The organism is Arthrobacter glycogeni (genome assembly GCF_054511155.1).
Window position 1 is genome coordinate 37,273 of record NZ_JBTNDE010000021.1, and the last position, 20,585, is coordinate 57,857.

At 64.1% G+C, this 20,585-nt stretch carries 17 protein-coding genes and 2 tRNA genes; 13 read left to right on the forward strand and 6 right to left on the reverse strand.

Going from position 1 to position 20,585, the window contains the following annotated elements; translation table 11 throughout:
• Positions 1-20: 20 nt before the first annotated feature.
• Both ACX80O_RS13765 and ACX80O_RS13770 read left to right on the forward strand, forming a co-directional pair.
• A complete protein-coding gene (locus ACX80O_RS13765; RefSeq protein ID WP_459307883.1) occupies positions 21-1,409 on the forward strand; it encodes a glycine--tRNA ligase in 1,389 nt (462 codons plus the stop codon).
• Complete coding sequence (locus tag ACX80O_RS13770; RefSeq protein WP_459333772.1) at positions 1,409-2,332, forward strand: GNAT family N-acetyltransferase; 924 nt, start codon at positions 1,409-1,411, stop codon at positions 2,330-2,332. The genes ACX80O_RS13765 and ACX80O_RS13770 overlap by 1 nt, the downstream gene beginning before the upstream one ends.
• Positions 2,333-2,581: 249 nt before the next feature.
• Here ACX80O_RS13770 and ACX80O_RS13775 read toward each other — a convergent pair whose 3' ends face one another.
• Genes ACX80O_RS13775 through ACX80O_RS13785 form a run of 3 tightly spaced genes read right to left on the reverse strand, consistent with a single transcriptional unit; the run spans position 2,582 to position 5,034 of the window.
• On the reverse strand, positions 2,582-3,421 hold the full coding sequence (locus ACX80O_RS13775) for a lysophospholipid acyltransferase family protein (RefSeq protein ID WP_459333773.1): 840 nt from the start codon (positions 3,419-3,421) through the stop codon (positions 2,582-2,584).
• Positions 3,421-4,248, reverse strand: coding sequence for a DUF1295 domain-containing protein (locus tag ACX80O_RS13780; RefSeq protein WP_459333774.1), 828 nt, complete (start codon positions 4,246-4,248; stop codon positions 3,421-3,423). Before ACX80O_RS13780 ends, ACX80O_RS13775 begins: the two co-directional genes overlap by 1 nt.
• Before the next feature lie 33 nt (positions 4,249-4,281).
• Complete coding sequence (locus ACX80O_RS13785) at positions 4,282-5,034, reverse strand: alpha/beta hydrolase (protein WP_459333775.1); 753 nt, start codon at positions 5,032-5,034, stop codon at positions 4,282-4,284.
• A 159-nt stretch (positions 5,035-5,193) separates the two neighbouring features.
• Between ACX80O_RS13785 and ACX80O_RS13790 the strand changes: the two genes are divergently transcribed.
• From ACX80O_RS13790 to ACX80O_RS13815, 6 genes are all read left to right on the forward strand, one after another.
• A complete protein-coding gene (locus ACX80O_RS13790; protein WP_459307887.1) occupies positions 5,194-6,558 on the forward strand; it encodes a YibE/F family protein in 1,365 nt (454 codons plus the stop codon).
• 74 nt (positions 6,559-6,632) lie between these two features.
• Entirely contained in the window at positions 6,633-7,814 is a 1,182-nt protein-coding gene (gene dusB / locus ACX80O_RS13795; protein ID WP_459333776.1) for a tRNA dihydrouridine synthase DusB, read from the forward strand.
• Positions 7,798-9,105 carry a deoxyguanosinetriphosphate triphosphohydrolase gene (locus ACX80O_RS13800; protein WP_459333777.1) on the forward strand — a complete coding sequence of 436 codons (1,308 nt, stop codon included), beginning with the start codon at positions 7,798-7,800 and terminating at the stop codon, positions 9,103-9,105. The genes dusB and ACX80O_RS13800 overlap by 17 nt, the downstream gene beginning before the upstream one ends.
• Before the next feature lie 104 nt (positions 9,106-9,209).
• Positions 9,210-11,156 carry a DNA primase gene (gene dnaG / locus ACX80O_RS13805; protein ID WP_459333778.1) on the forward strand — a complete coding sequence of 649 codons (1,947 nt, stop codon included), beginning with the start codon at positions 9,210-9,212 and terminating at the stop codon, positions 11,154-11,156.
• A 55-nt stretch (positions 11,157-11,211) separates the two neighbouring features.
• Positions 11,212-11,287, forward strand: a tRNA-Asn gene (locus tag ACX80O_RS13810).
• Positions 11,288-11,369: 82 nt separating this feature from the next.
• Positions 11,370-12,839, forward strand: coding sequence for an SDR family oxidoreductase (locus tag ACX80O_RS13815; RefSeq protein ID WP_459333779.1), 1,470 nt, complete (start codon positions 11,370-11,372; stop codon positions 12,837-12,839).
• Positions 12,840-12,869: 30 nt separating this feature from the next.
• On the opposite strand, the gene ACX80O_RS13820 is transcribed toward ACX80O_RS13815, so the two are convergent.
• Positions 12,870-14,090 (reverse strand): multidrug effflux MFS transporter, encoded by a 1,221-nt coding sequence (locus ACX80O_RS13820; RefSeq protein ID WP_459307892.1) that lies wholly within the window; start codon positions 14,088-14,090, stop codon positions 12,870-12,872.
• A 309-nt stretch (positions 14,091-14,399) separates the two neighbouring features.
• Between ACX80O_RS13820 and ACX80O_RS13825 the strand changes: the two genes are divergently transcribed.
• From ACX80O_RS13825 to ACX80O_RS13845, 5 genes are all read left to right on the forward strand, one after another.
• Positions 14,400-15,206, forward strand: coding sequence for a phage holin family protein (locus tag ACX80O_RS13825; RefSeq protein WP_459333780.1), 807 nt, complete (start codon positions 14,400-14,402; stop codon positions 15,204-15,206).
• A gap of 75 nt (positions 15,207-15,281) precedes the next feature.
• The gene (locus tag ACX80O_RS13830) at positions 15,282-15,926 is read left to right on the forward strand and encodes a CDP-alcohol phosphatidyltransferase family protein (protein ID WP_459307894.1); all 645 of its coding nucleotides are present in this window, start codon (positions 15,282-15,284) and stop codon (positions 15,924-15,926) included.
• Positions 15,927-15,959: 33 nt separating this feature from the next.
• Positions 15,960-16,853 (forward strand): DMT family transporter, encoded by an 894-nt coding sequence (locus ACX80O_RS13835; protein ID WP_459333781.1) that lies wholly within the window; start codon positions 15,960-15,962, stop codon positions 16,851-16,853.
• Positions 16,854-16,910: 57 nt separating this feature from the next.
• Complete coding sequence (locus ACX80O_RS13840) at positions 16,911-18,107, forward strand: glycosyltransferase (RefSeq protein ID WP_459333782.1); 1,197 nt, start codon at positions 16,911-16,913, stop codon at positions 18,105-18,107.
• Positions 18,108-18,243: 136 nt separating this feature from the next.
• Positions 18,244-18,317: transfer RNA gene (locus tag ACX80O_RS13845), tRNA-Ile, on the forward strand.
• Positions 18,318-18,407: 90 nt separating this feature from the next.
• Here the strand turns inward: ACX80O_RS13845 and ACX80O_RS13850 are convergent.
• Positions 18,408-18,725 (reverse strand): tyrosine-type recombinase/integrase, encoded by a 318-nt coding sequence (locus ACX80O_RS13850; RefSeq protein WP_459333785.1) that lies wholly within the window; start codon positions 18,723-18,725, stop codon positions 18,408-18,410.
• 93 nt (positions 18,726-18,818) lie between these two features.
• Positions 18,819-20,093 (reverse strand): alpha/beta fold hydrolase, encoded by a 1,275-nt coding sequence (locus ACX80O_RS13855; protein ID WP_459333783.1) that lies wholly within the window; start codon positions 20,091-20,093, stop codon positions 18,819-18,821.
• Between the last annotated feature and the right edge of the window lie 492 nt (positions 20,094-20,585).

Sequence of the window (20,585 nt, forward strand, 5' to 3'; positions counted from 1 at the left end):
TGTAGAAATGGAGAACCACAGTGGCCAAGAACCAGTCCGCACTCGACCCCATCATTTCCCTCGCGAAACGCCGGGGCTTTGTCTTTCAGGCGGGGGAAATCTACGGTGGCTCACGGTCGGCCTGGGACTATGGTCCCCTTGGCGCCGAGCTGAAGGAAAACATCAAGCGCCAGTGGTGGCAGTCAGTGGTGCGGGGGCGCGACGACGTCGTCGGCCTCGACTCCTCGGTGATCCTCCCGCGCAAGGTGTGGGAAGCCTCCGGTCACGTCGACGTGTTCAGCGACCCCCTGGTGGAATGCCTCAGCTGCCACAAGCGGTTCCGTGCCGACCACCTCGAGGAAGAATACGAGGAGAAAAAGGGCCGTCCCGCCGAGAATGGCTTGAAGGATATTGCCTGCGCCAATTGCGGTACCCGCGGCGAGTGGACCGAGCCGCAGGAATTCTCTGGCCTGCTCAAGACCTACCTGGGTCCTGTCGCCAGCGAGGAGGGCATGCACTACCTGCGGCCCGAAACCGCCCAGGGCATTTTCGTGAACTTCAACAACGTCCTCAACACTTCCCGGAAAAAGCCGCCATTCGGCATCGGCCAGATCGGCAAAAGCTTCCGCAACGAAATCACCCCGGGCAACTTCATTTTCCGGACCCGCGAGTTCGAGCAGATGGAGATGGAATTTTTCGTCGAGCCCGGCACCGACGACGAATGGCACGAGTACTGGATCAAGACCCGCCTCGACTGGTACACCGACCTCGGCATCAAGGCCGACAACCTGCGCCTGTTCGTGCACCCGCTGGAAAAGCTCAGCCACTATTCCAAGGGCACCACTGACATCGAATACCGGTTCGGGTTCCAGGGGTCGGAGTGGGGCGAGCTGGAAGGCATCGCCAACCGCACCGATTTCGACCTGTCGACCCACTCGAAGCATTCGGGCACCGACCTGAGCTACTTCAATCAGGGCACCAACGAGCGGTACACGCCGTACGTGATCGAACCCGCCGCCGGCCTGACCCGGTCCTTCATGGCCTTCCTGGTGGATTCCTATACCGAGGATGAGGCACCCAACGCCAAGGGCGGTGTCGACAAGCGCACCGTCCTGAAACTGGACCCGCGCCTGGCCCCGGTCAAGGCTGCCGTCCTGCCGCTGAGCCGCAACGAGGACCTGTCGCCGAAGGCCAAGGATCTCGCCGCCCAGCTGCGCCGGACCTGGAACATCGACTTCGACGACGCCGGTGCCATCGGCCGACGCTACCGTCGCCAGGATGAGATTGGCACCCCGTTCTGCATCACCGTTGATTTCGACACCCTCGACGACCAGGCGGTGACCATCCGCGAACGGGACACCATGGCCCAGGAGCGGGTATCACTGGACAAGGTTGAGGGCTACCTCGCCGCCAGGCTGATCGGCTCCTGATGGCGTTGCACTACCGTGAATGGCGCGACGGCGACGACCTGGAGCTCATCCAACTATGGGGTGGACCCGAAAACGCCCAGGTAGAGCAGGCCAGGGCGTTGTTCCGTCCGTCCTCCAACCACCCGTGGCTGCGCTGCATCGTGGCCGAGGACATTGTCGGTACCGATGCTGGGGTTCCCGTCGCGGCGGCGTACGTCTTCGAGCCGAAGCTCCACAATCAGAGGCTGTGGGCCTACGTCGAGGTGGCAGCCGACCACCGGCGCTCGGGCGTCGGGTCAACCCTGTTGGGAATGCTTCGCAACGAGGCCAGCGCCTCGCCGTCGGGCGCTACGAACCTGCGGGCGAAGGTGATCCCGGGCAGTACCGGCGGGGACTTTGCTGCCGCGTCGGGGTTCGGACAGATTCAGCGGTCGCGCATCGTGAAGGTGGAGCCCGGTGCGCTGTCCCTGCCGGTCTTTGACGACGCCGGTGGTCCGCAGCTCGATGAGGCGGCGACCGGTTCGGTGGAACTGACCACCGCCGTCGTCGCCTGGTACAACTCGGTCCATGGCTGGGATCCGGCGGACATGACCCTCGGTCAGGCCCAGCAGTACCTGCTCGCCGACAGCACGGGGGCCGGGGGAGCGGTGGTGCTCAGGGACAAGCCCGGTGCCGAGGGCGGCACGATCGCCGCGTTCGCGATCAGCTACACCCAGGCCCGGACCGACGATCCGGCCGACGTGCTGGTGGGCTATAATCCCGAGCTGGCGCCGGCCGAGCAGGAAGCCGCTGTGGCGTCCCTGCTCGCGATGCTGGTGCACGAGTTTCCGGTGCTCCTGGAGGTGGACGATTCGATGACCGCACTGGTCAACGTCGTCGAGCCGCTGCTGGCCATGGGGTCGGCTACGGTGAGCGCCCCCGAGACCCAGGTCATCAGCGACTAGCTCGCCCCTGGTATCTCGAAGAACGGGGACGCTGCCTCAATATTGTGCAGTTATGGCGGGTGGCCCCAAAGAAGTGTGCAGGTCTGGCGGGTTGGCGCGATCCTCACCCACCAGACCTGCACACTTGCTTCCGGCGGCGGGGCGCCTGGAGGAGATTACCCGCCATACCTGCGCATAAGTTCGCCGGCGATCGGGGGGAGTGAAGCGTGCTGTCCGTGCCTGCCCGGCTACTGTCCGTGCCTGGCCCGGCTACTGCCGCTGGTGCCGGCCCGTTGCTGCGTCGTGGGCGTCCGCAGCGATGCGTTCCTCCTCGGTCATCGCGCCACCACCGAGGTGGGCGGGCTGCCACCAGGCATCAGCCTCGGGTACCAGCGGGAAGTCGGCGATGCCCCGGTCAATGCCGTCCTGGAGTTCGGCCCGCAGTTGCTCGGTCTCATGGACGACGTCGGCATCCGCTCCATGCCAGATCGGCTGACTGACGTGGACCCGGACCGGCGCCCGGAAGGCCGTCGCGAGGGACAGCTTGTGGCCCCGGCTCATGAGACGGTGCGACCCCCACACCGACACGGGGATGATCGGCACTCCAGCCTCCGCCGCCAGACGGACGGCACCCGTTTTCAGTTCGCGGACGGTGTAGCTGCGGCTGACACCGGCCTCGGGCAGGATCGCCACGTACTCGCCGGCCTGCAGCTTCTCCAGCGCACGCTGATAGGCGGCACCCCCGGCGCTACGGTCGACGATCACGTGGCCCGCAGCCCGGATTGCTGGCCCGGCAAACCAATGCGACCCGGCGCCCTTGGTGATGAGGAACCGCATCTGGGCGCGCGCGTGATGCCAGAGCACCAGCTCCGCGAACGCGAAGTCCAGATACCCGAAGTGGGTGATCGCGACGACGGCGCCCTCGCCCGGCACGGGGCGCCGGGACTGCCCGTTCCGGGGTCCGGGAGGCAGCAGGTTCTCCTGGCCGGTGACGATCACCCGGATGCGAAACACCAATCGCAGCGCCTGGCCGGTGCGGACGATCATGCGGTAGAAACGATCGTTGGGGCGGGGCTGCCAGCCGCCAATTTTCTGAGTGAGCCGACTCATCATGATGCACCTCGTCCGGGTTTGGGTGGGAGCGGAAAGAAGCCGCTGGTGTTCTCGATGTACTCCCGGTAGCCGGGCCGCGTGCTGAGGCGCTTCTCGGTCAGCGGCTTCCCGGTTTTGTTGGACAGGGTCCAGAACATCAGGGCGGGGGAGAGGATGGTGAGGACACCCGGCCAGGAATCCGCTGCCACCAGGAACAGGCTCACCCAGACGGCGGCGTCACCGAAATAGTTGGGATGGCGGGTATAGCGCCACAAGCCGCGGTCCATCACGGTGCCCTTATTGGCCGGATCATTCCGGAACGCCGCCATCTGGTAGTCGCCGACCGTCTCAAAGAAGAAGCCAACCAACCAGATGAAGGCTCCCACCCAGGCCAGCCAGCCGAGCGGGCCCGTCGCGTACATCGCCACCTGGATGGGAAGGGACACAAAGAGCATCACCACCCCCTGCGTCAGGTAAATTTTCCGCAGCGCAAACATATTCCGGGAGCCGGGCGCCTCGCCGAGCATATCCTCGTAGCGCGGGTCTTCGGCCCCGTCGCGGGCCCGCCACCCGATGAAGCCCGCAAGTCGCAGCCCCCACGCAGCGGTAAGAACCAGCATCAGCCAGCGGCGGGCGTCGTCGCCCCCTGACTCTCCCGAAGTCTCGGCGGAGGTGACGAAGGTGACCGCAGCGATCACCACAAAACCAAGCCCCCACGCCGTATCGATGACGGAATGGCGCTTCTGGACCTGCGCGAGGGCGAAGGTGGCAGCGAGGAGCACGACGACGCCTAGCGCCGCCCAGCCGAAGCCCTCAACAAAGCGAAGAAACGGAAAATCAGGCATCGCGCACCTTTGATGGTTAGTTAAAGCCGGTTGTTAGACGGTGATGGACAGGGGTTGATCACTGGCCAGCAGTTCCCGGGCGGGCAGGGTGCCGTCGGGATCCACCGCGGCTCCCGTGTCCGCCGCGAAGGACTGGAGCACAAACGAGGCGGTGAGTTCATGCCAGAGGCTGGCCTTCTTGACCATGAAGTGTCCGGCGTTCGTGACGGTGACATAGTGCAGTTCGGTGGCCAGCGCGCGGGCACGGTGGGCATAGCGCAGCGATTGCCGGTGCGAGGTCCAGCGGTCCGAATCGCCATGCAGGATCAGGACACGCCGACCGGTCACTGGCTCTGCGGGGGTGGTCTCGCTCAGCCACGGCGCGAGGGAGACCACAGCACGGACCTGGGAATCGTCGGCGACGCAGAGCGCAACGAGCCCGCCCATTGAATGGCCGACCAGGTAGATAGGGACGCCGGGATGACGTTCCCCGATTGCTGCCAGGGCCCAGCGGGCATCGTGGAGCGGCGACATTTCCTGACCGTTCCAGCCGCGCACCCGGTTGCGCAGTGACCACACTTCAAGGCCGTGGCTGGCGCCGCGGCGGTGGATCAGCGCGGCGAAGGGGACCATCCGCGCCGGGCTGAGGTGACGTGCGCGCACCGGTTCGAAGCTATTGGCGCGGCCGCCATGAAGTACCAGTACCACCCCCCGGACCGGTCCCGACGCTCCCCGGACGGTGATCTCCGGCGCATGCGCGACCGTCCCGGCGGGAACCTCGTCCGATTCACTGAACCGCTCTTTCATCTGCTCTTTTCCGCCTACTGCGTTGTCTCCGATAAACCGTGGTTATAGCTTATGTCCCGAGGAGGGCGCGGCCCGACCCCGCGTAGGGTCCGCCCCCGTAGAATTCCGTACAGCGCCGAACCGGTGCGGAGGAACCGACCAAGGACAGCTGGGAATCTCGTGGGCCACAGCCACACTCATCACACAGTCAATTCGGAGCCGAGCGCAGCGACGATTGGCGCTCGGCAACGGGCCAACCTTTTGCTCGCCGCTATCCTGGTCCCGGTAGGAATCCTGACGGTCATCGGCATGATCCTGCTCTGGCCCAGCGGCGACCGCAGCAGTGTCACCATTGCCAACCCGTATGCCACGGCCGATGGGGTGTCCATTGAGGTGGGGCAGGTGGAACGGGTGTCGCTTGAGGACTGTCCCTCGTCCCAGCCCACCGTCGACGCCGGCGGCGAAGCGCTCCAGTGCCAGGTGGCATACACCGTGCCCGACGCCGGTGGCGCGCCGATCCCCGTGGAGGTCACCCCCGAACTGGCGCGTGCCGGCGCCGTCGAGGTGGGGGCCAAGATCCGCTACCTCAATCTTGACGGCGTCATCCAGGGCGGCAGCGCACCGTATATTTTCATTGACTTCGTCAGGACCGTGCCGATGATGTGGCTCGCCGTTCTTTACGCGGTGGTGGTGGTCGCCGTCGCGCGCTGGCGTGGACTACGCGCGATGATCGGCCTGGTCGGTGCCCTGGTGGTGCTGGCCCAGTTCATCCTGCCGGGCCTGGTGGAGGGCAAGCCGCCGTTGTTGCTGGCCCTGGTGGGATCGGTGGTGATCATGATCGGGGTGCTGTATTTTGCCCACGGATTCTCCGCCCGCACCTCAACAGCGCTGCTCGGCACCCTTTTCGGCCTGTCGATCACGGCGCTGCTGGCCGCCTGGGCCACCGAGTCCATCTACCTGTTCGGGGTGGGCGACGAAAACGCGTACGTGCTGGTCAACGCCTCGGGGGAGGTATCGATCTCCGGGATCATCATGTGCGGCCTGATCATTTCCGGGCTGGGCGTCCTCAATGACGTGACCATCACCCAGTCGTCGGCTGTCTGGGAGCTGTACGAACTGGCTCCCAACACCTCGGCCCGCCGGTTGTTCACCGGGGCCATGCGGATCGGGCGGGACCACATTGCGTCCACGGTCTACACGATCGCCTTCGCCTACGCCGGCGCTGCGCTGCCGTTACTGATCCTGGTCTCCCTGTACGACCGGACGGTGCTGGAGAACCTCACAAGCGGCGAGCTGGCCGAGGAAGTGGTGCGCACCCTGGTGGGTTCGATCGGCCTGGTGCTCGCCATCCCCGCCACCACCCTGATCGCCGTCCTCGTGGTCAAGTCGGTGGGCCTCCGCCCGCAGGCAGCGCCCGACGACGGCGTCCCGACTCCCGGAGTCCTGACCGCCGAAAGTGCCGCGCCCCGGCCGCCGGCTGAACTGGTCGCTGTCGCCCTGACCCGCCGGGCCCGACGGGACGACGCAGACCGCAGCGACGGCTAACCACCCGCCGGGGGAGAACACGCCGCAAACCTGTTGCCCCTTCCCGATTTGCCTCAGCTTGCGACAATGGACAGGTGACTGTTGTATCGACCCTGCCCGCCGACACGCGCCTTGACCTGCCACCACTGCAGCTCGGCGGAATCACCGTCAAAACACCGGTGGTCCTCGCGCCGATGGCCGGCATTACCAACACCGCGTTCCGCCGCCTCTGCCGCGAATACGGTGGCGGCCTGTACGTCTCGGAGATGGTGACCTCCCGCGCGTTGGTCGAACGAAACCCCGAGTCCCTGCGGATCATCTCGCACGACGACGACGAAGCGGTCCGCTCGGTGCAGCTCTACGGCGTCGACCCGGTCACTGTGGGTGCCGCCATCAGGATCCTCGTCGAAGAGGACCGCGCTGACCACATTGACCTCAATTTCGGCTGCCCTGTCCCGAAAGTCACCCGCAAGGGCGGCGGCGCGGCGCTGCCCTGGAAACTCGACCTGTTTACCGGAATCGTGCAGACCGCTGTCCGGGAAGCGTCGAAGGGCGGGATTCCCCTCACCATCAAAATGCGCAAGGGGATCGACGAGGATCACCTGACCTTCCGCGAAGCCGGGAAGATCGCCCGGGACAGCGGCGTCGCAGCCGTCGCCTTGCACGGGCGCACCGCTTCACAGTTCTACTCGGGCAAAGCCGACTGGAACGCCATCGCTGAACTCCGCGAAGCCTTGCCCGACATTCCGGTCCTGGGCAACGGCGACATCTGGTCGGCGGAGGACGCCATCAGGATGGTGCGCGAGACAGGCGTCGACGGCGTCGTCATCGGCCGCGGTTGCCAGGGCAGGCCGTGGCTGTTCGGTGACCTGATGAACGCGTTCGAGGGAGACAGCACCAGGCACCAGCCCGGCCTCGGCCAGGTGGCTGCGACCGTGTACCGCCACGCCGAGCTGTTGGTGGATACCTTCGGCAACGAGATGATGGCGCTGCGGGACATCCGCAAGCACATGGCCTGGTACTTCAAGGGTTACGTGGTGGGCGGGGAGCTGCGCGCCAAACTTGCCGCCGTCCCCACCCTTGAGGTGCTGCGTGAGCTGCTGGCCGAGCTCGACGCCGACTCCCCGTACCCGGGGGTCGACGCGGAAGGCCCGCGCGGCCGTGCCGGCAGCCCCAAGAAGACCTCCCTACCGCAGGACTGGCTGAACTCACGAGCCCTCAACGATGCACAGCAGGCGGACATCTCCGCCGCGGAAGTGGATGTCTCAGGTGGCTGAATCTCCCATGAGCTTCCCACATGCGCCGGTGACCGCCGGGTACACCGACGCCGACAGGCAGCGGTGGGTCGACGAACCCGCGAAGAGCACCCATCGGTCCCATTTCGAGCGCGACCGTGCCCGGGTACTGCACTCCTCCGCGCTACGGCGCCTCGGAGCCAAAACCCAGGTGGTGGCCCCGGACACCGACGACTTCGTCCGGACCCGCCTCACCCACAGCCTTGAGGTCGCCCAGGTGGGCCGCGAACTGGGGCGTGCGCTCGGCTGCGATCCGGACATTGTCGACGCCGCCTGCCTGGCCCACGATCTCGGCCATCCACCCTTCGGCCATAACGGCGAATCAACGCTGAACGATCTGGCGCATTCGGTCGGCGGTTTTGAAGGCAACGCCCAGACCCTGCGCCTGCTGACCAGGTTGGAACCGAAGGTGATCCGCGGCGACGGCACCCCGGCCGGCCTGAACCTTACCCGGGCGAGCCTCGACGCCGCCTCGAAGTATCCGTGGACCGCGGCCAACGCGCCGGTGCGTCACGGGCAGCGAACCTCCAAGTTCGGCGCCTACGAGGACGACCTGCCGGTCTTCGAGTGGCTCCGCGAGGGCGCCCCTGCCAGCCAATCCTGCCTGGAAGCCCAGGTGATGGACCTCGCCGACGACATTTCCTACTCCGTTCACGACGTGGAAGACGCCATCGTCGCCGGCCACTTCCAGCTCAAACAGCTCGATAGCTCCGACCAGCGCGCCCGGGTGGTCGGCTACACCCAGCAGTGGTATCTGCCGGACAGCGACCCCGCAGCGGTGGATGCGGCCCTCGCCCGCCTCGAGGCGACCGATATCTGGGTGCGCGGCGCCGACGGCAGCAGGCGGTCCATGGCCGCCCTGAAGAACATGACCAGCCAGCTGATCGGCCGGTTCTGCCTCAGCGCGCTCGCCGCCACCCGCGCCCGCTACGGACACGACCCGCTCACCCGGTACCACGCGGAAATGGTGGTGCCCGAGGACACTGAACTGGAAATCGCCGTCATGAAGGGCCTGGCCACCACCTTTGTGATGACCACCGAGCGCCGCCAGCCCGTCTACGAACGCCAGCGGGAGGTACTCAGCTCGCTGGTCGCCCAGATGGCAGCGGCGGGAGACAGGTTCCTCGAACCCACCTTCGCCGGGGACTGGAAAGACGCGCCCGACGACGACGCCCGGCTGCGGGTCATCATCGACCAGGTCGCCTCCCTTACCGATGCCTCGGCCCTGGCCCTGCACCGACGGGCGGTCGGGCCGGTCCCGTCCCTCTGGTAGCTGGTAGCCGGCCGCAGGTAGCCGGCCGTCCCGCGTGGGGCACTTCTCCTGCACAAGGGGTCCCGGCGGAACCTCAGGGCAGCGGCGCCGCATAGACTGTTTTCATGGCCGGACTCATCAAGCGCGAAGACATCGATGAGGTACGCCAACGCACTGACATCAAGGAAATCGTCGACGGGTACGTCACGCTGAAATCCGCTGGCGTGGGCTCCTACAAGGGGCTGTGCCCGTTCCACGACGAGCGCTCGCCGTCGTTCCACGTCCGTCCGCAGCTGGGCTCCTACCATTGCTTCGGCTGCGGCGAGGGTGGGGACGTGATCTCGTTTGTCCAGAAAATGGACCACACCTCGTTTTCCGAGACGGTCGAGAAACTTGCTTCAAGGATCGGCTTCGAGCTCAGGTATGAAGACGGCGGGACTGGCCCACGCCGGGAGGACATCGGCAAACGCCAACGCATGCTCGACGCCCACAAGATCGCCGCTGAGTTCTATCGCGACCAGCTCCTCACCCAGGGTGCCGCCGCGGGCCGCCGGTTCCTGCAGGAGCGCGGCTTCGACCGGGGAGCCGCCGAACTGTTCGGGGTGGGCTACGCCCCGCAAGGTTGGGACGGCCTCCTGACCCACCTCACCGGCACGGGTTTCACCCAGGACGAACTCAAGCTCACCGGCATGTTCAGCGTCTCCTCCAATAACGACCAGCGGATCTACGACCGGTTCCGTGGCCGGCTGATCTGGCCAATCCGTGACATTACCGGCGACACCGTCGGGTTCGGGGCGCGGAAGCTATACGAGGAAGACCAGGGACCCAAGTACCTCAACACCCCCGAAACCTCCCTGTACCGCAAATCCCAGGTCCTGTACGGCATCGACCTGGCCAAACGGGAGATCGCCAAATCGCGTCAGCTGGTAGTGGTCGAGGGCTACACCGACGTAATGGCCTGCCACCTCGCCGGGGTGGGCACCGCCGTCGCCACCTGCGGCACCGCCTTCGGGGCCGACCACATCAAGATTGCGCGCCGGCTCCTGTCCGACGACGGGTCCGGCGGGGAAGTGGTCTTTACCTTCGACGGCGATGCCGCCGGCCAGAAGGCGGCCCTGCGTGCCTTCGAGGAGGACCAGCGGTTCGTGGCGCAGACCTACGTCGCCGTAGAGCCCAGCGGCGCCGACCCGTGCGAGCTACGCCAGGCCAAGGGCGACGATGCCGTCCGCGGCCTGATCTCGTCCCGCAGGCCACTGTTCGAGTTTGCCATCAAGGCATCCTTCGGCAACTACGACCTCACCACCGGCGAAGGGCAGGTCAACGCGCTCCGGCATGCCGCGCCGATCGTCGCCCGCATCCGCGACGTGTCACTACGGTCCATCTACACCCGCGAGCTGTCTCGCTGGCTGGGCATGCAGTTCGTCGGCGAGGACCAGGTGGCCCGGGCGGTGTCCACTGCTGCCCGGAAGGGCACCGGGGTGAGCGGTGGCCAGGGAGCCGGATCGGGTATCGGATCCCGCGAGCACGGTGCGTCGTCGTCTTCCTCCTCCGGCGCGGCATCACCCGCTGGATCGGAGCAGGGCGGCGAGGTGCAGCAGTTTCCGCGGCCGGACCCCAAGGACCCGATCGGCAGGATGGAGCGCGAAGTCCTTGAGGTGGTCCTGCAATACCCGAACCTGCTGGAGCCGGTGCACTGGGAACGTTTTACCGAGTCGGAATTCTCGGAGCGCGTCTACGGCGTGTTGAAGGACGCTGTGCAGGCGGCCGGTGCCGCCGGGGTGGATCCGGCCCAGTGGGTGGAACGGGTCCGCCAGGAGGTCCCTGAGGTGTTGCGGGGGCTGGTGACCGAATTGGCTGTCACGCCGTTGCCGTCGAAAGCCGAGGACGCCCTCGCCCTCTACTGCCGGGACATTCTGAACCGGCTCTACGAGCTGCGCATCACCCGGCTCAAGGCCGAGATGCAGGGTCGGCTGCAGCGGGTCGATGCCGCCGCCGACCCCGAGCAATACGTGCAGTTACAACGGGATCTTCTGGAACTGGAAATGCGCCGTCGGCAGTTGCGCTCGGACTAGATCCCGGCCAATTTCACTTCCCCGCTCTTGGTATGTAAAGTTGGATTTGCTGCTTTCCTCCGTAGCTCAATTGGCAGAGCATTCGACTGTTAATCGAAGGGTTACTGGTTCAAGTCCAGTCGGAGGAGCCACCAAACCCCTTCCCATCAGCTTCGTGCTGGCGGGAAGGGGTTTTTTGTCCCCCGGATGCCACGGGAAGCGTAGGCTGAGGAAATGGAACAAGACAGCAAACTGATCCTAGTCACCGGTGCGACCGGATACATTGGCGGCCGGCTGGTGTCCCGCCTCGTCGCTGAGGGTCACACAGTGCGTGTGCTGGTGCGGTCGCCGCAGAAGCTCAAGGACGTCCCCTGGGCGTCGTCGGTGGAGGTAGTGAAGGGCGACCTCGAGGACGAGGCATCTCTCACCGAAGCCTGCGCAGGGGTGGACACGTTGTATTACCTCGTCCACTCGATGGGTACCGGCAAAGGCTTCGAAACCAAGGAATCGAAGATCGCGTCGATGGTGTCGAAGGCAGCCACCACCGCCGGAGTGACGCGGATGGTCTATTTAGGCGGCCTGCACCCGGAAAATGTAAAGCTGTCCACCCATATGCGCTCCCGCGAGGAAGTGGGAAGGATTCTCCTGGAATCCGGAACTCCGACCATCGCCTATCAGGCCGGTGTGGTTATCGGGTCCGGGTCGGCGTCGTTCGAGATGATCAGGCATCTCTCCGATGTGCTCCCGGTGATGCCGGCTCCGAAGTGGGTCCTGAACCGTATTGAGCCGATCGCCGTCCGGGACGTGCTCCACTACCTGATTGGCGCACTCACCCTGCCGACCGACCTGAACCGGACCTTCGACATCGGCTCACGGAATGTGCTGTCCTACGCCGAGATGATGAACCAGTACGCCGTCGGGGCCGGACTGCCGCGCCGCAAGATCCTCGCCCTGCCGGTGCTGACGCCCCGGCTCGCCGGCCACTGGGTCAACCTCGTCACACCCATCCCACGGGTGATGGCGATGCCACTGATCGAGTCGCTGCAGCACGACGCGATCACCGCGGAACACGACATTGATGGTTATCTGCCAGTGCCCGACGGCGGGCTCACCAACTACCGCACAGCAGTCGACCTTGCGCTGGGCAAGGAACGCGGGGGAGAGGTGGAAACCAGCTGGGCGGGAGCCTCACGCGTTGACACGGCAGCCGATCCGCTGCCCACCGACCCCGAATGGGCCGGACACACCGTGTTCACCGATCTGCAGGTCTACCAATCCAAGGCCACCCCCGAGCGGCTGTGGAAGGTTATTGAGGGCATCGGCGGGGACAACGGCTGGTACTCGCTGCCGGTTGCGTGGGCCGCCCGCGGCTGGATGGACAAACTGGCTGGCGGGGTAGGGCTCCGACGGGGACGGCGCCACGCCGACCAACTGCTGACCGGCGATCCGCTGGACTTCTGGCGGGTCGAGGAAATTGTCAGAGGCGAACGGCTCCGGCTGCGCGCCGAGATGAAACTTCCGGGTCGCGCCTGGCTCGAAATGTCGGTGAGCCCCGACGGCGCTGGCAGCGAGTACACCCAGCGTGCAGTGTTCTTCCCCAAGGGTCTCGCCGGGCGGCTGTACTGGCTGGGAGTGCTCCCGTTCCACGGAATCATCTTCAAGTCGATGGCCCGCAACATCTCCAGCAAGGCCGAACGGAACTGAGTACCGCCCCCAGCTGGGCCGCCGTGCTGGCTAGCGCAGGGGCGGGACGGTCCGTGGCCTGACCACGGTCCACAAGAAAACTACTCCGGCGCCGATGCAGGCGGCCATCACGCCGCCCATGGTGGTCGCGGAGACGCCCAACAGGCCGACCACGGGAGAGATCGCCCCGGCCAGGCCGAACGTGACAGCCCCCAGTAGCGACGCCGCGGTGCCCGCCTGGGCACCGTGGTTGGTCAGTGCGAGCACCTGCACGCAGGGGAAGGTGAACCCAGCCGACATAATGTAGAACCAGAGCGGCACAATGATCCCCCACAGCCCGAGTCCCAGTTGCGCGAAGAGGACAATGAGCAGGGACATCAGCAGCATCGACGCAGTGGAGAAGACCATCACCCACTGAGGGCCGATCCGGCGCAGCACTCGCGAGCTGATCTGCACGCCCGCCACAATGCCCAACGAATTCACGGCGAACAGCAGCCCGTACTGCTGTTCGCTGAAGTCGTAGGTGCCCTGGAACAGGAACGGTGACGCCGAGAGGTAGGAGAACAGTCCGGAGAAGTTCATGCCACCCACCAGCAGCACGCCGATGAAGATCCGGTCGGTGAGGACCGCCCGGTACCGTTGCAGGGCGGTGGCGCCGGAGGTTCCCCGCCGCTCCGCGGGGAGCGTCTCCACAAGGAACACCGATACGGCGATGATGACGAGCAACCCGTAGGCGGCAAGGAACCAGAAGATGCCCGGCCACGGCATGACGAGCAGCAGCTGCGATCCGATGACTGGCGCGAAAATCGGGGCCAGCCCATTGACCAAAGCCATATAGGACAGCATCCTGACCAGCGGATACCCGCTGAACAGGTCGCGCAGCATCGCCATTGCGACGACGCCACCGCCGGCCGCCCCAACGCCCTGGAGCACGCGGAAGACCATCAGCGTGGTGATGTCGGTCGCCATCGCGGCACCCAGCGATGCGAGGATATGGACGCTTGTCGCGAGAATCAGGGGGACTCTGCGGCCCACCTTGTCGCTGAGCGGACCGACAATCAACTGTCCGACGGCAAACCCGACGATAGTGCCGGTGAGCGTTAGCTGCACAGCTGCCTCGGTCACCCCGAGATCGCTCTGTAGTGATGGGAACGCCGGGAGGTACAGATCGATAGTGAACGGACCGAGTGCGGTGAGGGAGCCGAGGATCACCACGTAGATCAGCTTCTGACGCCGGGACAGTGAAGCGCCGGGGTGAATTACTGTGCTCAACTGGTGCCTATCCGACCAAGGTTTTTCCCTGTGTCACGGGGCCCCTGAGGCCTCAAAGAATGGATAAATGACTACTGGTGCCTGGCGCGCTGAATCTCATCCGGGATTGGGGGAGGGACAACGCACCACGCTGCCGTCGAGATCCATCTTAGGCGGCTTCGCCAACCGGCGGGCGATAAGTGTGCTTGCTATTGAAGTAGGCTTTACACAGAATCGGCATTAGCCACTCAATGGTAATTTTAGAAAAACATTAACGCAGCTTGCAGGTCCGCTCACGCGGCTTGTTAGACGAGGGATGGAGGCAGGGCTATGGACAGCTCCGCTAGCACACGTGGCACAAGGACTTCCAGCAAGCCATCAGTCTTCGGACTGGTCAAGCTTCTAGCCAGGCTCACGCCTCGCCAGTTCGGCGACGAGTTCTCGATGGCACTCGAGCAGATGAAGCAGAAGGGCATCAAGGCGGGCATCGCTGCCGCATTCCTTGTTGTCGCGGTTGTCTTCCTCGCCTTTCTCGCTGTTGCATTGATCGTCGCCGCGATTCTCGGCTTGGCCACCATCATGGACGGCTGGCTGGCAGCGCTGCTGGTGGCGGTTCTGTTCCTGATCGTCATTGCCATCACGGCGCTGATCGGTGTTTCCAGGTTCAAGAAAACCCTCCCGCTGCTGCCCGAGGATGCGATTCGTGGCATTCGCTACGACATCGGCGTCCTGCGTGAAGGCCGAAGCTTTGATCCAGCGACCCTCGATGTCAAAAAGCCCAAGGAAGAAAAGCCCGACGACAAGCCGGAGGATTCCAAGCCCAAGGAGCCGACGCCGTCGTACGGCGAATTGCGCAGTCGGTCCGGGTCGCGTCGGGACCACCTGGCGGATCTGCGCGACGATCTGGGGCGCGGACTCGACGTCAAGTCACGTTGGAACCACGCCAAGGCCTCGACCAAGACCAGTGCCAACCGGCTCGCCGAGCAGGCACGGTCAATCATCCCGGAGCGCAGCCCCGCCGGACCGCGGGAACACGTGCACAATGTCACTCTGGCCGACCGGTGGAAGCCGCTCTCAGTGGTAGCCGGCTCGGTAGCGGCGATTGTTGTCATGGTGAAGAAACTGGTCTCACGCTAGGAAACGCCCCGACTCGATCGGACCCGATGTCCGGGCGATTCCGCCCTGCCTGCATAATGGTGGGGGGAGGGGAAAATGATCAGACTGATTGGGGCCGGTGCCAGACCGGGACACGAGAACGACGAACTGGCGACCTTCTGGACCCTGCCCAACATCATCACGGTCATCAGGTTCCTCGGGGTCCCGCTATTCGTTTACCTGATCGTCGCCAACGAGGACGCCCTCGCGGTCCTCACCCTCGTCGTCCTCGGTTCCACCGACTGGATTGATGGATATATTGCCCGGCGGTTCAACCAGGTGTCGTCGGTCGGCAAGTGGCTCGATCCCATTGCAGACCGCACCGCGCTGATCGTCATTGCAGTGGTTTTTGTGGTGGATGGCATCGCACCAGCCTGGTTGGTCTGGACTATCGTCATCCCGGACACGATCCTCATCCTTAACGCGCTGATCCTGTTCCGCGGACCGTTGCACCTTCCTGTCACCAACGTGGGGAAAATCCGCACGGCGCTGCTACTCACCGGGTCGCCAATGCTCCTGCTGCACCGCGTGCCCGGATTCGACCTGCAGTGGCTGCTCGTCACAGCGAATATTCTCCTTATCCTGGGCTGTATCGGTCACCTGATAGCGTTCTACGGGTATTTCACCGCAGCCCATCGGAAGTTCCGTTCGGACGGCAGATCCCGCGGATCTGCCCAGCCCGGGGCTGTTGATGCAGGCTAACTGCCTTCGCTCCCGTTGCGCGAAGGGCGGCGCATGGTCTGGCTAGCGATCTTGCTGGCTCTGGTCGGTGCCTGTTTCCTTGCCGTGGGAGCCCAGCGCCAAGGCAGCGCGGTGCGGTCCAACACCGGCGGCCTCTCACTAAACTCGAAGGGCTTCGTCCGGCTGCTGCGCAACCCGCGGTGGGTGCTCGGGCTGATCCTGCTGGTGGTCGGCATGGCGCTGAACGTCGTCGCGCTCAGCATGGCAAGCCTCACCGTGGTGCAACCGATCGGTGCGATCGCTTTGGTGATCACTACCGTCGTGAACTCCAAGGATCAGGGCATCCGGATCAACCGGGCCACCGTCGTCGCGATCGCTGCGTGCGTCAGCGGCAGCGCCTTATTCGTGTTGCTGGCGGTCAACGTTACCCGTGAGAACCACGCGGTGCTTCCGGAACAGGAACTGGTCACAGTCCTGCTGCTGGCGGCCGCAGTTGCCCTGTTCGGATCCCTGGCGGTGCTTTTCCGGCGCCGGCTCAGCGCCTTCGCCTACATTCTGGGTGCTGGAGTGCTGTTCGGCTTCGTTGCAGTGCTGACGAAGATTATCGCCACCCACCTGTTGGACCCCAATGGGCGGTTTCTCCTGAATGTTCCGCTTTATACGCTGGTGGCGATTACCGTGGCAGCGGCTCTCGGCTCCTGGTTTGTGCAGAGTGCCTACGCGACCGGTCCGCCGGACCTGGTGATCGCCGGCCTGACGGTCATTGATCCGATAGTGGGGATCGCGGTGGGCATTATCATCCTGGGGGAGCTGGAATCCGACGTGAAATCGGTGATCGCCATTGCCATGGGAATGGCAGCGTTGGTTGCTATTGTGGGGGTCATTGCGCTGTCCCGCCATCACCCCGATGTAGTGCAGCGTCAAAAAGATGTACGACGTCGGCGCTAGCTGAGACCCAATCTGTCCAGCAGCCGCATCCGCCAGTAACCCACAGAGGAATCCACCGTGAGCCACCCGGCCGATAAATTGCCGTTGACCATCCTGATAGCCGCGGAAACCTACCCGCCCAACATCAATGGGGCGGCCCAGTTCGGCTACCGGCTGGCCAAGGGAATGCACTCTCGCGGGCACAACGTCCACGTCCTGGCGCCAGGCACGCAGAACGGCAAGAGCTTCACCGAGGCCGACGGCGAGTGGCCTGTGCACCGGTTGAAGTCCCACGGTGTCCCCACCCATGACTACTGGCGAATTTGTCTGCCGTGGGAGATTAAACGGGACATCAGCATGCTCTTTGACCGGGTGCAGCCCGATGTCGTGCACATTCAGTGCCACTACATGGTGGGCGAGTACACCCTCTATGAGGCGGTGAAGCGTGGCATCCGCGTGGTGGCCACCAACCACTTCATGCCCGAGAACCTGAACCCGTTCCTGCCTTTCCCCGAGTGGTTCAAGAAAATTGTTGCGAAGAATTCCTGGCGTGACATGGGCAAAGTCATGGGTAAGGCGGCCGTGGTCACCACGCCCACTCCGCTGGCCGCCAAGGCGATGCATGAGCATGCGTTCCTGCGGAAGGTGCTGCCGCTGTCCAACGGTATCGATTCCTCCGCCTACGAACTGCAACCCGGTGAAGCACTTGAGCCCGAGAACCACCCCACTGTGCTCTTCGTCGGACGCCTCGCCGAGGAAAAGCATGTTGATGTCCTGATTGACGCTGTCGCCAAAACCGCTCCAGCGCTCAACGTCCATCTCGAGATTGTGGGCGGTGGCGAGGTGAAGGCGGCACTCCAGGCGCAGGTTACCCGGTTGGGTCTGGATGGGCGGGTGGTGTTCCGCGGGATGATCACCGATGAGGAGCTCCGGCGGACCTATCTGCGGGCAGCGCTGTTCTGCCAACCAGGGACCGCCGAGCTGCAATCCCTGGTGACCCTCGAGGCCATGTCGGCTTCCACCCCGGTGCTGCTCGCCAACGCGATGGCGCTGCCCCACCTGGTGGACCATGGCGTCAACGGGTACCTGTTCACGCCGCACGACAGCACCGAGCTGGCGGACCGGATCACTCAGCTGCTGAGCCTTCCTGCTGCTGATCTTGACCGGATGGGCAAAGCAAGCCGATCCATGGTGGACGTGCATTCTCTCACCGCTACCCTCGCCACGTTCGAGGGTCTTTACTACGGCGACTCGCGGGACTCCGAAGCCGTGTAAGCGTTTCGGCTAGGGGGCCTCCCGGCCCTCAAATATCGACAGCCGGGCGATGTTGGAAGGACGTCTGAGGAGTGGCGTCTTTGGAATAACCTGGGTGTCGTTAGAATAAACAGTGCGCGCTTCGGCGTCATGGTGCGGGGCTGTAGCTCAGCTGGTTAGAGCAGCGGACTCATAATCCGTTTGTCCTGGGTTCAAGCCCCAGCAGCCCTACCGAAAAGAGCCCCTGGCCTGCGGAAACGCGGATCAGGGGCTTTTTGCTTTGGAAGTCTGAGGTAGGCATCCACCGGAAACCCACCGAATTCAATCCAGGCGCTGACCAAATGCTTCGAGCAGAACGGTGTTGTCAGGCGCCACATGAGTCTTCTGTACGTAGTGCTTCCGGGTGACGTTCTCGCTGGAATGGCCAAGCTGTGCGGATGCCGACGCCATGCCTGAGGAGGCCTCCAGTATGGTTCCTACAGTCTTCCGGAAGGTGTGGGGGGTAACCCACTGGAAACCGAGCTCGTCCCGCGCAGCGCGCCATTGCTTACGGAAGTTGTTCGGATCCCGGAGAGAACCGACCGCGGATCGGAATACGACGTCCCAGAGGTTGGCCTCGAGGCGGCCCAGACCACCGATGACCGAGGAGGCGGTGGATCATTACACGTTCTCTGGCGGACATCACTGGGGCTACCGTTGATCACGCCAGCCCCAGTGACACCGTTGGTTGCGTTACTTGAGGATTTTCCGGTGGTTCCGATGGTCTAGGACCAAGACTGCCGCAGCGGCAAGTAACAGCAGGCCTGTCATGGTGACGATGGTTGTATAGGTGTTCAGGGTTGATCCGGTTTGAACTGTTCCTGCGACGCCGGTGTCAGCGCCGCCTTCGGGCATCTGGCCCATCTGAGAGGGCTCAAAGTTACGTTCGCCCAGCCAGGTCGAGATTCCGGTGGAGAATTCATCCTTGGTGTTGTGCAGCGTCAGGGCGTGGCCGGTCGCTGGGATGGTGACGGAGGTAAGATCCTGGACACCGGTCAGCAGGGCGGCCTGCTCGTCGGCCGGTACGGGGTAGATGGCGTCCTCGCCGCCGGTTAATACCAGGGTGGGTACGCTGATCGCTGCGATGTTGGCCTTGTTTGTATCCACGGCCGCCATGTAGGACATGATGTCACCGCAGGGGTCCATGTTTCGGATGCTCGCGGTAGTGTCCACCACCACCGGATCGGCGTTATCGGTGAAGAAGTGCGCCATGATGAACTTCTCCGGGGTCGCTGCTCCGAAAAAGACATAACCAGGGGACCCGGCGTCACCATCGGAAAGCCCGCCTCCGGCCTCACATTCAGCGACGGCGGTTTCCAGGGCTTGCATTGCGGCCGGGGCGACCGTGGTGTCGGAATACGACAGGACCATCAGTGCGTCAATGTTGTCGAAACTGTAGGCGGAAGCCTGGGCGATGATGCCCCCGACCGAGTGCCCGGCCAGAACCACATTGCCGAACGCGGGGATTGAATCAGTGCCGTCGCCCATCCCGTACTGACCACTGCGTAGTTGATCGACGATTTGATTTGCGATGTCCGCGCGGGAGCCGAAGCAGATTCCCATGCCTGCTGGCTTGTCGGATGAGTCGTAGCCGAGGCGGTCGATGGTGACGGTGACGTTCCCAGCGGCTGCCTGCTTTTGCGCGAAGCTGTAGTCAGGCTGGGCAGTGTAGTTGGTGAAAAACTCGCCGTAGCTCAATCCGTGCAGAAACAAAGTAACTGATGATGGGTTCTCCAGCTCGGCTTGGGGGCCGGTGATATGGCCGCGGACTGTGTAGGTTTGGCCATCGGCCTCGCATGGGATTTTGCTGCGGTTCACGTTTTGCACGGTGAAGCTCACGGCGTGTTGGACGGTGGGCGAACTGTCCGTCCCGCCCCCGCCCCCGGCCGCGGTAGCAGGACCAATGCCGATGAGTAGCAAGGGAAATAGGAAGAGCAATAACAGGGCGGGTTTGGTGCGTGTGATCATGGCGACCTCTCAAAGGCAAATAGCCGTCAAACCCGGATGCTGCGCAGAGTCAGTCGTCTACTTGGCGAACTTCAGGATATGGAGGAGGAGCATTGCCAGCGGATTCATCGTCGCTTGCAATCAACGAAGTATAAGCATACTTATCAAGTATTAGTCTAGAGCGCCGATGACGGAGCAGGCGATTGATGAGTAGCGATTGATGAGTATTGGGGCCGTTTTCACTGGCTGGAGCGGGGTCTAAGCCTCGCGAGTTTGCGGAGAGTGGTTCGACTTACGGATTTAGGGCGCATGGACTGGTTGGGGGATCAGGGTTAGATTCGTTGTGTTGCCCTAGACCCCGGCAGTGATCGTATTCGTCACTGAAGAAGGGGAGAATCATGGCCATTTACGGCAACGAATCATTCCGGCGGTCGGTTCTGATGACTGAGGTAAGCGAACGTCCGGGGTTGGCGGACATATCCGGTATTCCAGTGAAGAGCCGGCCTGGGTTGG